Annotated in this window: 11 protein-coding genes; 9 read left to right on the top strand and 2 right to left on the bottom strand. The window is 38.1% G+C overall.

Translation table 11 applies throughout. The annotated features are described in order from the left end of the window. Nucleotides 1-82 precede the first annotated feature (82 nt). The 3 genes from Q1K34_RS05935 (at nucleotide 83) to polA (ending at nucleotide 4,653) form a co-directional block, all read left to right on the top strand. Nucleotides 83-1,060 (top strand): N(4)-(beta-N-acetylglucosaminyl)-L-asparaginase, encoded by a 978-nt coding sequence (locus tag Q1K34_RS05935; RefSeq protein ID WP_300435802.1) that lies wholly within the window; start codon nucleotides 83-85, stop codon nucleotides 1,058-1,060. 89 nt (nucleotides 1,061-1,149) lie between these two features. After that, entirely contained in the window at nucleotides 1,150-1,695 is a 546-nt protein-coding gene (locus Q1K34_RS05930; protein ID WP_300435800.1) for a hypothetical protein, read from the top strand. A gap of 129 nt (nucleotides 1,696-1,824) precedes the next feature. Continuing rightward, nucleotides 1,825-4,653 (top strand): DNA polymerase I, encoded by a 2,829-nt coding sequence (gene polA / locus Q1K34_RS05925; protein WP_300435797.1) that lies wholly within the window; start codon nucleotides 1,825-1,827, stop codon nucleotides 4,651-4,653. Nucleotides 4,654-4,952: 299 nt separating this feature from the next. Here the strand turns inward: polA and Q1K34_RS05920 are convergent, their stop codons facing one another. Next, on the bottom strand, nucleotides 4,953-7,592 hold the full coding sequence (locus Q1K34_RS05920) for a DUF5916 domain-containing protein (protein ID WP_300435795.1): 2,640 nt from the start codon (nucleotides 7,590-7,592) through the stop codon (nucleotides 4,953-4,955). Between the two features lie 154 nt (nucleotides 7,593-7,746). After that, nucleotides 7,747-8,322: a DUF5004 domain-containing protein gene (locus tag Q1K34_RS05915; RefSeq protein WP_300435792.1), complete on the bottom strand. Its 576-nt coding sequence runs from the start codon at nucleotides 8,320-8,322 to the stop codon at nucleotides 7,747-7,749. A gap of 351 nt (nucleotides 8,323-8,673) precedes the next feature. On the opposite strand from Q1K34_RS05915, the gene rplM reads away from it, so the two are divergent. From rplM to Q1K34_RS05885, 6 genes are all read left to right on the top strand, one after another. Beyond that, entirely contained in the window at nucleotides 8,674-9,129 is a 456-nt protein-coding gene (gene rplM, locus Q1K34_RS05910) for a 50S ribosomal protein L13 (RefSeq protein WP_300435790.1), read from the top strand. Continuing rightward, nucleotides 9,129-9,515, top strand: a complete 387-nt coding sequence (gene rpsI / locus Q1K34_RS05905) for a 30S ribosomal protein S9 (RefSeq protein WP_011708062.1) — start codon at nucleotides 9,129-9,131, stop codon at nucleotides 9,513-9,515. Before rplM ends, rpsI begins: the two co-directional genes overlap by 1 nt. A 166-nt stretch (nucleotides 9,516-9,681) precedes the next feature. Next, nucleotides 9,682-10,581, top strand: coding sequence for a 30S ribosomal protein S2 (gene rpsB, locus Q1K34_RS05900; RefSeq protein ID WP_300435780.1), 900 nt, complete (start codon nucleotides 9,682-9,684; stop codon nucleotides 10,579-10,581). Between the two features lie 90 nt (nucleotides 10,582-10,671). Beyond that, a complete protein-coding gene (tsf, locus tag Q1K34_RS05895) occupies nucleotides 10,672-11,496 on the top strand; it encodes a translation elongation factor Ts (RefSeq protein WP_300435777.1) in 825 nt (274 codons plus the stop codon). Between the two features lie 412 nt (nucleotides 11,497-11,908). Beyond that, nucleotides 11,909-12,631 (top strand): methyltransferase, encoded by a 723-nt coding sequence (locus tag Q1K34_RS05890; RefSeq protein WP_300435774.1) that lies wholly within the window; start codon nucleotides 11,909-11,911, stop codon nucleotides 12,629-12,631. A 496-nt stretch (nucleotides 12,632-13,127) separates the two neighbouring features. Next, nucleotides 13,128-14,303 carry an acyl-CoA dehydrogenase family protein gene (locus tag Q1K34_RS05885; RefSeq protein WP_300435771.1) on the top strand — a complete coding sequence of 392 codons (1,176 nt, stop codon included), beginning with the start codon at nucleotides 13,128-13,130 and terminating at the stop codon, nucleotides 14,301-14,303. Nucleotides 14,304-14,419 lie beyond the last annotated feature (116 nt).

Raw genomic sequence — 14,419 nt, 5'->3', positions numbered from 1 at the left:
TTTCTAAGCCTTTATCAATAATACTTTTGAATTTGGTTTAAGCTTCCTCAAAACCTTATATTTATAACATCATTTTACATAGATGAAACGTAGAAATTTTATAATAAAGACGGGAATAACTGGAGCTGCCTTAAGCGCTACTCCTTCAATTTCCTCAAAACCGATTTTAAAAGAGTTACATATGAATTACAAATATCCGGTCGCTGTAGCCACATGGAATTTTCAGAATGCTACAAAAATGGCCGGCAGTATGCTGGAAAAAGGTGCAACGGCACTTGATTCTGTAGAAAAAGGCGTTATGGTGGAAGAAGCAAATTTAAAAAACATTACCGTTGGTGATGGCGGAGCACCAGACAGGGATGGAAATGTAACGCTTGATGCATGCATTATGTCTCCAGACGGAAATGCAGGCTCGGTGGTATATCTCAAGGAAATTGCCCATCCGGTCTCTGTAGCGAGAAAAGTAATGGAAGAAACCCCGCATGTCATGCTGGCCGGGGAAGGAGCTTTACAATTTGCCATTCAGCAGGGATTCAAAAAGAAAAATCTACTCACAGAAGAGTCTGAAAAAGCCTGGCAGGAATGGTTAGAACATAAAGAATACAAACCTATTATCAATATTGAAAATCACGACACCATCGGCATGTTATGCCTTGATGATAATGGTGATATTTCCGGGGCCTGTACCACTTCCGGACTATCTTATAAGATAAATGGCCGCGTTGGAGATTCACCAATTATTGGTGCCGGACTTTTTCTGGACAATGAAATTGGTGGCGCGGTAGGTACCGGAATGGGAGAAGCCATCATGAAAAGTGTAGGCAGCTTTCTAATAGTTGAACTGATGAGGCAGGGAAAATCACCCCAGGAAGCCTGTGAAGAAGCAGTGATGAGAACCGTGAAAGCAGCCCCAAATTATAAGGATTTTCAGGTGGCGTACGTAGCCCTAAACAAAGAAGGAGAGATTGGTTCCTATTGCATTCATAAAGGATTTAGTTATGCTAAATTTTACCGCGGAGAAAGCACTGATAATTTGAGTGCATCTTATTTGGATGAATAATTTCTTTCAATTTTGTTCTAACTTTTAAATTTAATTCAAACCTGCAAGGTCTTTAAGACCTTGCAGGTTTATTTTATATATATTTAGAAATGGAACTTTTAGAAATAGGCAAATATTACCATATCTTCAACAGAGGTATTAACAGTGAGAACATCTTTAAAAATGAGGAAAACCGGCATTACTTTTTAAGATTGTATAACAAACACCTTTCCCTTTCCGTTACAAGCTTTGCCTATTGTCTTCTTAACAACCATTTTCATATCGCAATTCGAGTAGATAAAGAAAGTAAGGTGGTTACTCAATCATTTTCAAACTTTTTTAATGCATACGCCAAAGCGATCAATAAATCCCAAAATAGAACCGGGAGCCTATTTGAGAAAAATTTTAGAAGGATAAGTATCGATAGTGAGAAGTATCTTAAGGATTTAATATTATATATCCATTTTAATCCTCAAACGCATTTTGGTATTGACTACAGGAAATATAGTTTTTCATCCTATCAATCAATTCTGCTGGGAAAACATACGATTATAAATTGCGAAGAAGTTATTGCCGTATTTGACAGTTTTCAAAATTTTAAAAAGACCCATGAGCAACAGAATTTAGTGCTGGAGGAAAAATTCAAGCTAGAATAACGAAACCTGCAAGGTCTTTAAGACCTTGCAGGTTTTATGTTCCACTAATAAAAACATACCACTATAAGGAAGACTGACTTTATCTTTGTAGTTTTGAAATATTCTCATATTTATATTTAAACTTTTCAGATGGCCGAGCAAAAACGCCTTTTTTTACTTGACGCATACGCTTTAATTTTTCGTGGATATTACGCTTTTATTAAAAATCCCAGGATCAATTCCAAGGGATTTAATACCTCTGCGATCATGGGGTTTACCAATTCCCTTTTCGATGTTATTAGAAGGGAAAAACCAGATCATCTCGCAGTATGCTTTGATAAAGATGGTAGTGAAGCCAGGACTGAAATGTTTGCCGAATATAAAGCCAACAGAGATGAAACTCCTGAACCTATTCGAGAGGCGATTCCTATTATTCAGGATATTTTGAAAGCAATGCATATCCCAGTGGTGGAATGTGCCGGAATGGAAGCTGATGATATCATAGGCACCCTGGCGAAGCAGGCCGAAAAGGAGAATTATAAGGTGTATATGGTTACTCCAGATAAGGATTTTGCGCAACTGGTTTCTGAAAATATCTTTATGTATCGTCCCGCCCGAATGGGTAATGGCATTGAGATCTGGGGAATCCCTGAAGTTCAGAAAAAATTTGAAGTAGAAAGACCAGAACAGGTAATCGATTTTCTGGGAATGATGGGAGATTCTGTAGATAATATCCCGGGACTACCGGGGGTTGGAGAAAAAACCGCCAAAAAATTCCTCAAGAAATATGGCAGCATGGAAGGTCTTTTGGAGAATACAGATGATCTTAAAGGCAAAATGAAAGAGAAGGTGATCGAAAATGCTGAATTAGGCCGACTTTCTAAAGAACTTGCAAGAATTTTCACTGATTGTGATGTGAAATTTCATGCAGAAGATTATGAGCTTTCCAGGCCTGATGGTGATAAAGTTCAGGAGATTTTCGAAGAACTGGAGTTTAGACGATTAAAAGATCAATTCATTAAGTTATTTAGTGGAGAAGAAGAAACTCAGCAAACCCAGGTCACTAATTCACCTTCTGCTAAAAAGAATGCGCAGGCTACTGCCGGAGCAGGCCAGTTCTCTTTATTTGGTGGGGATGGTGAGGAAATTGAGAGAACTTCATCCAGAACAAATTTGGAGGATACTCCACATTTTTATCAGTGTGTGGAGACTGAAATGGCCAGAAAGATCTTTATTGAAAGGCTGTTAAAACAAAAAAGCGTTTGTTTTGATACCGAAACCACCAGTCTTAATCCGCTGGAGGCTCAATTGGTTGGTATTGCATTTTCCTGGGAAGCCGGAAAAGGATTTTATATTCCATTCCCAGAGGATAAAGAAGAAGCTCAAAAACTTATTGAAGAACTAAGGGAATTCTTTGAGAATGACAAAATTGAAAAGATCGGGCAGAACCTAAAATATGATATCGAGGTTTTAGATAAATATAATGTTGAGGTAAAAGGGCCATTATTCGATACCATGATCGCGCATTATCTTATCAATCCAGATATGCGTCATAACATGGATGTTCTGGCTGAAACTTATTTAAATTATACGCCGCAGCCCATTTCAGAATTAATTGGCAAAAAAGGAAAAAATCAGGGGAACATGAGAGATGTAGACCTTGACAAACAAACCGAATATGCTGCAGAAGATGCCGATATCACGTTTCAGCTAAAGAACTTTTTTGAAAAGGAACTGGATGATGCTGAAACCAGAAAGCTTTTCAACGAAATTGAAATTCCGCTGGTAAAAGTGCTGGCCGATATGGAACTGGAAGGAATTAACCTGGATGAAGAATACTTAAAATCATTATCTGAAGCACTGGCTTCCGACATCAAAGATCTTGAGACAAAAATATACCAAGCTGCCGGAGAAGAATTTTTGATTAGTTCTCCAAAACAATTGGGAATCATTTTATTTGAAAAATTAGAATTATCCAAAAAACCAAAGAAAACTAAAACCGGGCAATATTCTACAAGCGAAGATGTGCTTTCGGTGCTTGCAGATGAGCATAATATAGTGCGCCATGTGCTAGATTATCGTGGCCTCGTAAAACTTCAAAATACATACGTGGATGCTTTGCCTAACCAGGTGGAAAAAACGACCGGTAGGGTGCACACAGATTATGTACAGACTACCGCAGCTACAGGAAGGTTGAGCTCCAACAATCCAAATCTTCAAAACATCCCCATCAGGACCCAACGGGGGCGACAGGTTAGAAAAGCCTTTGTTCCAAGGGATGAGAATTACGTATTGCTTGCTGCTGATTATTCCCAGATAGAACTGCGTATTATCGCTGCCTTGAGCAAAGAGGAAAATATGATCAAAGCTTTCCAGGACGGTGAGGACATTCACGCTTCCACCGCTGCGAAAGTTTTTAATGTCGCTTTAGAAGAAGTGACCCGTGAACAAAGAAGCAACGCAAAAACAGTTAATTTCGGGATTATCTATGGGGTTTCCGCTTTCGGATTAAGCAATCAAACTTCTTTATCCAGGAGTGAATCCAAAGAATTGATCGACACCTATTATAAGACCTATCCAAAACTTAGCAATTTCATTGCAGACCAGGTGGAATTTGCACGGGAACATGGATATGTGTCTACCATTTTAGGCCGCAGAAGATATCTCAAGGATATTAATTCCCGAAATCAGGTTGTTCGTGGTGCCGCGGAAAGAAACGCTGTAAATGCCCCAATCCAGGGAAGTGCAGCAGATATCATTAAACTTGCCATGATCAATATCCATAAGAAACTGAAGGAGGAAAACTACAAGACCAAAATGCTTCTTCAGGTTCATGATGAACTGGTTTTTGACGCACACAAAGATGAACTTGAAAAAGTTCAGAAAATGATAAAATCTGAAATGGAGAATGCCTACACACTGGAAGTTCCTTTAGATGTGGACCTTGGAATTGGCGAAAACTGGCTGGAAGCACACTAGTCAGTAGGCAATTTTCCGCATTAAACAAATAACAAGAATTTCCTGCAACCGATTATCTCTAAGGCAAACTGCAGGAGTATTTCGTCGGTTTTATTTTCGCCTTCGAAGCCAAAAACCAGATTTTTTTCTCCTCATCCGGAACTGCAAAAAAGAGGTTTCCAACTATTCCACGGTAGAGGTGAAGCGTAAACCCCGAGGCAGAGGCGTCGGGAATTTTGTAAGGTTAAGATTTAGAAGAACGAAATGAAATTAGAAATTTATTTTTTCTGATCGCAATATGTACTTCTAAAATCTATCCCCTACAATATAAATCTATAGGTCGCTTTAATAAGGAATGTATTGCGCGGTTGTTGTCGCAGTAATTGATTATCTATAATGGCCTGAAAATCATTATCTACATCACCAAGCCCGTTTATACCCTGGGACCATACCAGAAAAATTTCTGAACCCGGAATATATTCCCATCTCACTACAAGATTGGAACGAAATTGCACGAAAGCGAAATCTGGGTTGCTAAAGCTATAATCGGTTTCCGTATCTCTGTTTTCATCCACTCTATATACCCCATCTTCCAAAGAAATTTGGTTATCGCTATACCAGGTTACCCTATCATTGATATCTTCAGCTACAGAGTTTGTAACATAATTAAAATTGGAATAATCTGCTTTAAAAATAAAAGGTTGTCCATAATACTGGATGCTTAAGTTAGGATTAATACTATAATTAATCCTTAAAGTGGTACTTAAGGTTTTTTGTTCTATACCTCCCAAAATATACCTTTCCATTCCCTGGAAATTTTTAGCGTTTACATATTGAGTTTTATTCGGGTTCTCAGAATATTCCACATCCAGTGTTAAATTTAAGGCGTCTAGTGGCTGGTATCTAATTCCCGCTTCATATCTACGTAGCCCAAAATTACCCTGTGTGGCCTGGGAATGTATATAGCCCCCTCTGAAGCTGACCCTCTTCCGGTTATCAGTACCAACAAATGCGTAAAAGAAATTCTCTTCATTAAACCTCCAGCGAGGACCACCACGTAAATAAGAGTTGATAAATATCCTGGGTTTATGAGCCCCTCCTATATTAGTCCACCAGTTATTTTGATAATTAGTGAAAAATTCAACCTCATATTGAATACGGTTATAATTTCCTTCAAAGTCAAAAGAGCTGAATTGCTCGAATTCAATATTGGCTCTTCTAAACCAGCTTGTAGGCTCATTAAACAAGCGAGTTACCTCAAGATATTGACGAATTTCATCAGTTTCTCTTAAAAAACCAATATCATTTAGCTCCAGCTCAGGCGAACGCCAGGTACCACCAAGATTGTAACGCCAGTTTCCCCCGCCGCCTTTACCTATTTCCAGTTTACCGCCGGTCCCTGTTAAGCTGGTTCTATTAGGGTCTACCTCTACATGGCTAGCACCTTCGCGTTGAAAAAGATGAACAATAGATCGCTGTGTCTGAGTAATCGCCTCTTTACTGCCGTTCACCTGGCTAAAAACCGTATTCCCTTCCAAATAATAATTTCTATCCTTCCAGTTATGCAAAAAATCCAGTCCTCCTGAATATGCCTGGGTATGAAGAAAATCCAAACGATCTTCAATATTGCGGTGGGTTGCCGTGAAAATCCCGCCTATAAAGCTATTACGATTATTAAAATCTTTTTGAATTCTCCCTACAAAATAGTTGGTCAAAGGTTCAACAAGCACTTCCTTCTCCTCCCCACTTTCTGTAATTATGTCTGCAAATTCTTTAGAAGTTACACTTTCGAGGACACCAACTGTCCAGCCATCTTTGGTTTTCCCGCTAAACTTTGCTGCACCAAGAATAGTAGTATTTTCCGGCTGGTCAATATATAACACATTAGGCCCCACTGCTGATCCCTGCGGATTTCGACCTATCCTCCTGGAGAAAAATAGATTATCCTGGTTATTAGCAAAACGAAAATCAAAAATATTCTTATTCTCCACGAAAAAAGGCCGTCGTTCCTGAAAGAATATTTCAAAAGCATCCAGTGATACGGCACCAGGATCAGCATCCACCTGCCCAAAATCTGGATTTATAGTTACATCTAACGTGAGATCGTTAGTTACGCCGATCTTTGCATCAAGACCTGTGGTTAGTTGCGTATCGCTTCCGTCGCGAAAAGGGTTCCCAGATTCTTCCTCATAAGTATCCAATCGTGCAAGGCCATATGGCTGAATTTCCAACTGTTTTTGTGGAGCTAAACCTGAAATTCCTTTTAATATTCCAAATTCGCTAACCCATCCCGGCGGATTTGCCGGTATAGGTTGCCAGGTGGAACGCTCATCATTCCTAAAATATTTTCTCACTACCTGTAATCCCCAAACCTGATCTTCATTATTACCAAAACGAAGTTGGCTGAGGGGAATTCTCATTTCTGTAGTCCATCCCTCTGCGTCTATATTGGTTTTTACATACCATATTGGATTCCAGCTATCGTCAAAATTATCATTATTAGAAATAGATTCGTCACTTTTAACTCCGCTTGCGGAAACAGTAAAAGCGAAAGCCGTTCTATCATCATTGTAGGTATCTAAATGAAAACTTACCCAGTCACCCGGGGCATCATCTCTCCTTCCCAGTCGGTTTTCAATAGTTTGAGGATCTTCCTGAAAATTTCTTATTGCTACATAGAGATTACTATCATCATATAATATCTTTATTTGAGTTTGTTCGGTGGGAGCAGAAGCATTATCCGGGCGCCATTCTTTAAAATCTGAAGACCAATTGACCTGATTCCAGGCTTCCTCCTGAAAAATGCCGTCTATCGCTATCTCATGTTGTGGAAGTAATCTTTGAGTGATGTAGCTTCTTTTTTGAATGTCAGGGTTTTGATTTTCATTCAAATCCTCCTGACCATTAAGCATTTGAAATAGGAAAAAAGATAAAATTATCAAAATGCGGTTACGCCTCATGGTTTAATATAATCCTGTTTATGCAAAAGACGCCATTTTATTTAGAATGTTACATATTCCAAAGGCTATATATTTTATAAATTAAAAAACCTCACGATTTAAATTCCCGCGAGGTTTTTCAAACTAACACTAAAACTACAATCAGAAGGTTATACTACGATTTAGTATACTCAACTTCTAAAATTCTTATAGGTGAAGCCTGGGTATTTCCTGGATCATTCACATATTCATTAGATTCTATTTTTGTAACCTCCAAAGAAAAAGTATTAGTCTCAAAATTAATAAATTTCTTATGAGTATAAGTTGTAGAATCTATGACCATGATTAAAATCAAACTATCATTCCTCACTTCCCAATCCCCGGTATCGATTCGATCTGTCAAACAGGAAAATTCATCTTTTGCCGCTCCGGCCTCAAAGGTCATCTGGGAGTTATTAGTTACAAACGTTCCATCCTGGTCAAATGTTATATCCATTGTGTTAAAACAATCCGTTTCATTTAATAGATTTTTATCATAAACTTCATCTGCATTTAAATTTATAGCGGTATCTGCTATCATTCCAGAAAGCTTCCAGTAACCAATCATATCGTTTGTTGTTACTGCGGTTGCATTGCTCACTTTTAACTGAGATTCTGATGACATTTCTTCTTTACTGCAACTGGTAAAAACAATAGCAAAAATAAAGAGACCTGCTAAGTTTTTAATTTTAAATAGGTTAATCATTTTCATAGGGCATTTAATTCGGATACAAACATAAATAATAAAGGAGTTATTTTATGACTTTTTTAACACTAATATTGACGTTAATCGGTTTTTAACGTATTTCATCGTTACTAATGCCCTGTAACCTCTGTGTAATGAGGAAATTTTCTACAATGTATTATTATAATGAGCATACTAATTATTATAAAGAATAGTAATATTAGATAAGCCTGAAAATCAAGTGCTTCAAAGCAAATAAAATAATCTTTTCGCTATTTGCTATTAGAATTTATAATTGTACATTTGCACCCCTGTTTTCCCGATTGAGATTCGGGTAAACGGGATTGGAATGTTTAATAATTAGTAAAATCAATTGGTGTGGACACATTAAGTTACAAAACAGTATCGGCTAATAAAGCCACCAGAACCAAAGAATGGGTTGTGGTAGATGCTGAAGGACAAAATTTAGGTCGTCTTGCTTCTAGAGTAGCATACCTGCTTAGAGGAAAGCACAAGCCTAACTTCACCCCACATGTTGATTGCGGAGACAATGTTATTGTATTGAATGCGCAGGGAATCAACTTGACAGGAAAAAAATGGGACGCGAAAGAATACATCCGTCACACAGGTTTTCCAGGTGGACAAAAAAGTCTAACAGCTGCCGAATTATTCGAGAAAAGTCCGGAGAGACTTGTCGAAAAGGCAATTAAAGGAATGCTTCCAAAAAACAAACTTGGAGCAGACTTATTCAGAAATTTAAAGGTTTATGTTGGATCTAAACATGATCACGAAGCTCAAAAACCTAAAACTATTAACTTAAACGACGTTAAGTAATGGAGGTAATTCACAAAATTGGCCGTAGAAAAACAGCTGTGGCCCGTGTATATGTTTCAGAAGGAAAAGGAAACATTACCGTAAACAAGAAAGACCTTAAAGATTACTTCACAACTGGTACACTTTTATATAAAGTTAACCAGCCAATGATGCTTACCGAAAACGAAGGCAACTTCGACGTTAAAATTAACGTATACGGTGGTGGTATCACTGGACAGGCTGAAGCGATCCGTCTTGCACTTTCCAGAGCTATGGTAGCGCTAGACGAAGAAAATCATGGTGCTCTTAAGCCAGAAGGTCTTCTTACAAGAGACCCACGTATGGTAGAACGTAAGAAATACGGTCAGAAGAAAGCCCGTAAGAAATTCCAGTTCTCTAAACGTTAATAATATTACCGGGATATATTCCGGAGAGTTCATTAAAAAATTAATTTTTTGTTGTTATTCTGTTCATGCCGGGCAGAAGTTAGTTTAGCATCTAAACGGTCAGGGCCGTACTTAAAAGTAGCCACCTGATTGTTGCTATCTCAACAGAACGTAAACTATTACAAAAATGGCAAACAAAGTAGAAGTAAAAGAATTACTTGATGCTGGTGTTCATTTTGGACACTTAACCAGACGTTGGAATCCAAACATGGCCCCATATATTTATATGGAGCGTAATGGAATCCACATCATCAACTTATATAAAAGTGCTGCTAAAATGCAGGAGGCAGGTGATGCCCTTGCAAAGATCGCAGCAAGCGGAAGAAAGATCCTTTTCGTAGCTACAAAAAAACAGGCGAAAGAGATCGTTGCTGAACAGGCTGAAAAGGCGAACATGCCTTATATCACTGAGCGCTGGCCTGGTGGTATGCTTACAAACTTCGTTACTATTCGTAAAGCTGTTAAGAAAATGGCTTCTATCGATAGAATGAAGAAAGACGGAACTTTTAACTCTCTTTCTAAAAAAGAGCGTTTGCAGGTAGATCGTCTTAGAGCTAAGCTAGAAAAGAACTTAGGTTCAATTTCAGACATGTCAAGACTTCCAGCTGCGCTTTTCGTTGTAGATACTACACGTGAGCACATTGCGATCAAAGAAGCACACAAACTAAACATTCCAATTTTTGCGATGGTAGATACCAACTCAGATCCACGTGAGGTTGATTATCTAATTCCATCTAACGACGATGCTTCTAAATCTATTAGCAAAGTTGTTTCTTATGTTGCAGATTCTATCGTAGAAGGTCTTTCTGAAAGAAAGTCTGAAAAGACTACCAAGAAGAAAGAAGAAAAAGCTTCTAAAGAAGAGAAATCAGATAAAGCTCCGAAAGAAAAAAAGGAGAAAAAAGCTGAAGTTCCTTCTAAAGATGCCGAAGATAAAAAGGCAATGAAAGAAGCTAAGAAAGATGTGAAACTTGAATCTAAAAGTGAAACTTTAGACAAGGCCAAAGCATCTAACGAAGAAGAATAAAATAAGGTTTTAATAAAATCTAAAAGTCGTTTGGTATCTTTCTTTACAGTGAGTTTCTAAACGACTTTTTTTAAATAAAAAAACAAAATTATGGCTAAGATAACCGCCGCTGAAGTAAATAAATTAAGAAAAGCTACTGGTGCAGGAATGATGGACTGCAAGAAGGCATTAGTAGAAGCTGAAGGTGATTTTGACGGAGCAATTGAATTGTTACGTAAGAAAGGTCAGAAAGTAGCTGCAAAGAGAGCAGACAGAGATTCTTCTGAAGGAGCTGCAATTGCACAGGTAAATGGAGAGAACACAAAAGGTGTAATTATTTCATTGAACTGCGAAACTGACTTTGTTGCTAAAAATGATGATTTCATCAAAATGGCTAACGATTTCGCTGAAATGGCTCTTAACTATTCTTCTAAAGAGGAATTCTTAAAAGCTGATTATAAAGGAATTACAGTAGAAGAAAAACTAACTGAGCAGACTGGTGTAATTGGGGAAAAGATCGAAATCGGTGCATTCAAAACTTTGGAAGCTCCATTCGTAGGATCTTATATCCACGCTGGTAACAAAATTGCCGTTTTAACTGGACTTTCTAAAAATGTAGACGGAGCTGAAGAAGCTGCGAAAAACGTTTCTATGCAGGCTGCGGCAATGAATCCGGTGGCTCTTAATGAAGAAGGTGTGGATCAGGCAACTATCGATAAAGAGATCGAGATCGCTAAAGACACTTTGAGAGAAGAAGGAAAGCCAGAAAACATGCTGGACAAGATCGCTCAGGGAAAACTTCAGCGTTTCTTTAAAGACAACACTCTGGTACACCAGGCGTATATCAAAGACAACAAGCAAAGCGTTGCAGACTACGTAAAATCTGTAGATAGTGACCTAGAAGTTGTAGGTTTTGAAAGAGTAGCTTTAGGATAAGCTACTATTATATAAATTCAGAAAAGAGGTTTTATTTATTTAAAACCTCTTTTTTTGTTTTATCTCATGTTTTTCTGTCATTTCGAAGAAGTGTAACGACTGAGAAATCCCTAAGAAGATTAACCTGAATTCATAGAGATCTCTCCCTTTGGTCGAGATGACAAAAGTGAATGATGTCATTTCGAAACGCAGCGCAGCGAAGTGAGAAATCTCTTAATAATTCAGAACTAAATAAGAGATCTTTCCCTTTGGTCGAGATGACAATAAAAAATAATGTTAGTGATGTCATTTCGAAACGCAGCGCAGCGAAGTGAGAAATCTCAAAAAAGGTCTCTGCGAGTAAAGCGAAGCAGTCTCATGAGATTACTTCACTGCGTTCGTAATGACAATTTAATCGTAATTAGAACATATTATGTCAAACCAAGCTTTTAAATTCAAACAATTCAGCATAGATCAGGATCGTTGTGCCATGAAAATAGGTACAGACGGAGTACTTCTTGGCGCATGGTCTTCACTTGATCACCATCCTGACAGTATCCTGGATATTGGCACCGGAACCGGATTGATCGCATTAATGCTGGCTCAACGTTCTAATGCAGGCCTTATCGATGCCCTTGAAATCGAAGTAAATGCCTATGAGCAATCTGTAGAGAACTTCGAAAATAGTGATTGGGGCGATAGACTTTTCTGTTACCACGCAGCCTTTGATGAATTTGTAGAAGAGATGCAGGATGAAGAGAAATATGATCTAATAATTTCCAATCCGCCATTTTATTCTGAAGATTATAAAACAGGAGATGAAGACAGGGATCAGGCTCGATTTGCAGATGCACTTCCTTTCTCAGAATTAATCGAAGGTGCTTCCCTCCTTCTTTCAAAAAGTGGACATTTTGATCTAATCATCCCATTTTCAGAAGAAAAGCAAGCTATTGAAATAGCTATAAGCCATAATTTATTTCTTCGAAAAATAACCAGAGTCAAGGGAACTGAAACTTCAGCAATTAAAAGAAGCCTTCTTAGCTTTAATTTCAAAAATCAAGACCCTGAAATTGATGAACTTGTATTAGAAATTTCAAGACACAAATATACCCCTGAATTTAAAGATTTGGTTAAAGATTTTTATTTAAAGTTATAAATGAAAATCAAAATTCTTCATATTCGTCACCCTGAGACCCATGATCAAAATTATCTAACGTAGGAATTGACATATTTTATTAGGATACTTTTTCGTTTTTTCCATTGCTTAAAAAACGAACCAAAAAAATCTAAGCTTACGAAACTCTATTTAAATTTTTCGTTCAGCACCTAAATTGTAGGAACTCGCCATTGAGATCAGGTTTTATAGAAAATTTATTTAGCTCAAACAGCCTTAAATTTCTCGATGCTTACCCTTCAAACTTTACGATAAATTTTCGATAGGCCGGGGAAATGGGAGCTCTTAAAATTAAGTATCTTATTTACGATTGCTAATTTCAGAAATTATGTCAAACTTGTTTCAGGTTCTCAATAGAAATATAAATTTTGATTAAAATAAGATGCTGAATCAAGTTCAGCATGACGTTTTAATCGAAAGCATAAAAGATTGCTTCCCAGCAAAGACTTGGTTACATTTGTTAGAAACACTACACAAAATGAAACCAGATCTTTTTCAGGCACCTGATTATTATAATATTGACGAGCTTTTGACAGATGAACATAAAATGGTTCGTGACGCGACACGCGAGTTTGTTAAGCGCGAGGTATCACCTATTATAGAAGATTCGGCTCAAAAAGCTGAATTTCCGAAGCAACTTATAAATGGTCTTGCCGAAATTGGTGCTTTTGGACCTTATATCCCTGAAGAATATGGCGGTGCAGGGTTAGACCAGATTTCTTATGGTTTGATCATGCAGGAAATTGAACGCGGTGATAGCGGAATTAGATCTACCGCCTCTGTGCAATCTTCCCTGGTGATGTATCCTATTTTTAAATACGGAACTGAAGAGCAAAAAAAGAAATTCCTTCCAAAACTAGCTTCAGGAGAAATGATCGGTTGTTTTGGATTGACAGAGCCTGATCACGGTTCGAATCCGGGTGGAATGACCACAAATTTCAAAGATAAGGGAGATCATTATCTTCTTAATGGCGCAAAAATGTGGATTTCCAATTCTCCATTCGCTGATATTGCCATCGTATGGGCAAAAAATGAGGAAGGACGAATTCATGGCTTGATCGCGGAAAGAGGAATGGAAGGTTTTACCACTCCCGAAACTCATAACAAATGGTCACTTCGTGCAAGTGCTACCGGAGAGTTGATCTTCGATAATGTAAAAGTTCCCAAAGAGAATCTTATGCCTAACAAATCTGGTTTAGGCGCACCCCTTGGCTGTCTGGATTCAGCTCGTTACGGAATTGCCTGGGGAGCTATTGGAGCCGCTATGGACTGCTATGATATCGCTTTAAGGTATGCCAAGGAAAGAGAACAGTTTGGAGTACCAATCGGCTCTAAACAGCTTCAGCAAAAGAAGCTGGCCGAGATGATCACCGAAATCACCAAGGCTCAACTAATGGCCTGGAGATTGGGAACTTTAAGAAATGAAGGCAAAGCGACTTCAGCACAAATTTCAATGGCAAAGAGAAATAATGTAGAAATGGCTATAAAAATTGCCAGGGAGGCGAGACAGGTTCTGGGCGGAATGGGAATCACCGGCGAATACAGCATTATGAGGCATATGATGAACCTGGAAAGTGTGATTACTTATGAAGGAACTCATGATATTCACTTATTGATAACAGGAATGGATATTACAGGACACGCAGCATTTTAATTAAAGTCATTACGAGCAAAGCGAAGTAATCTCAAGAAAAGACTGCGTCGGTCGCTTTATCACTCATTCGCAGTGACATTTAAAGAAGATCAAAACAGGGGCAACGTTTACAGCGT

The sequence above is a fragment of the Christiangramia sp. genome (assembly GCF_029937855.1).
Lineage (GTDB): Bacteria > Bacteroidota > Bacteroidia > Flavobacteriales > Flavobacteriaceae > Christiangramia.
This window is presented reverse-complemented; position numbering and strand designations above follow the sequence as displayed.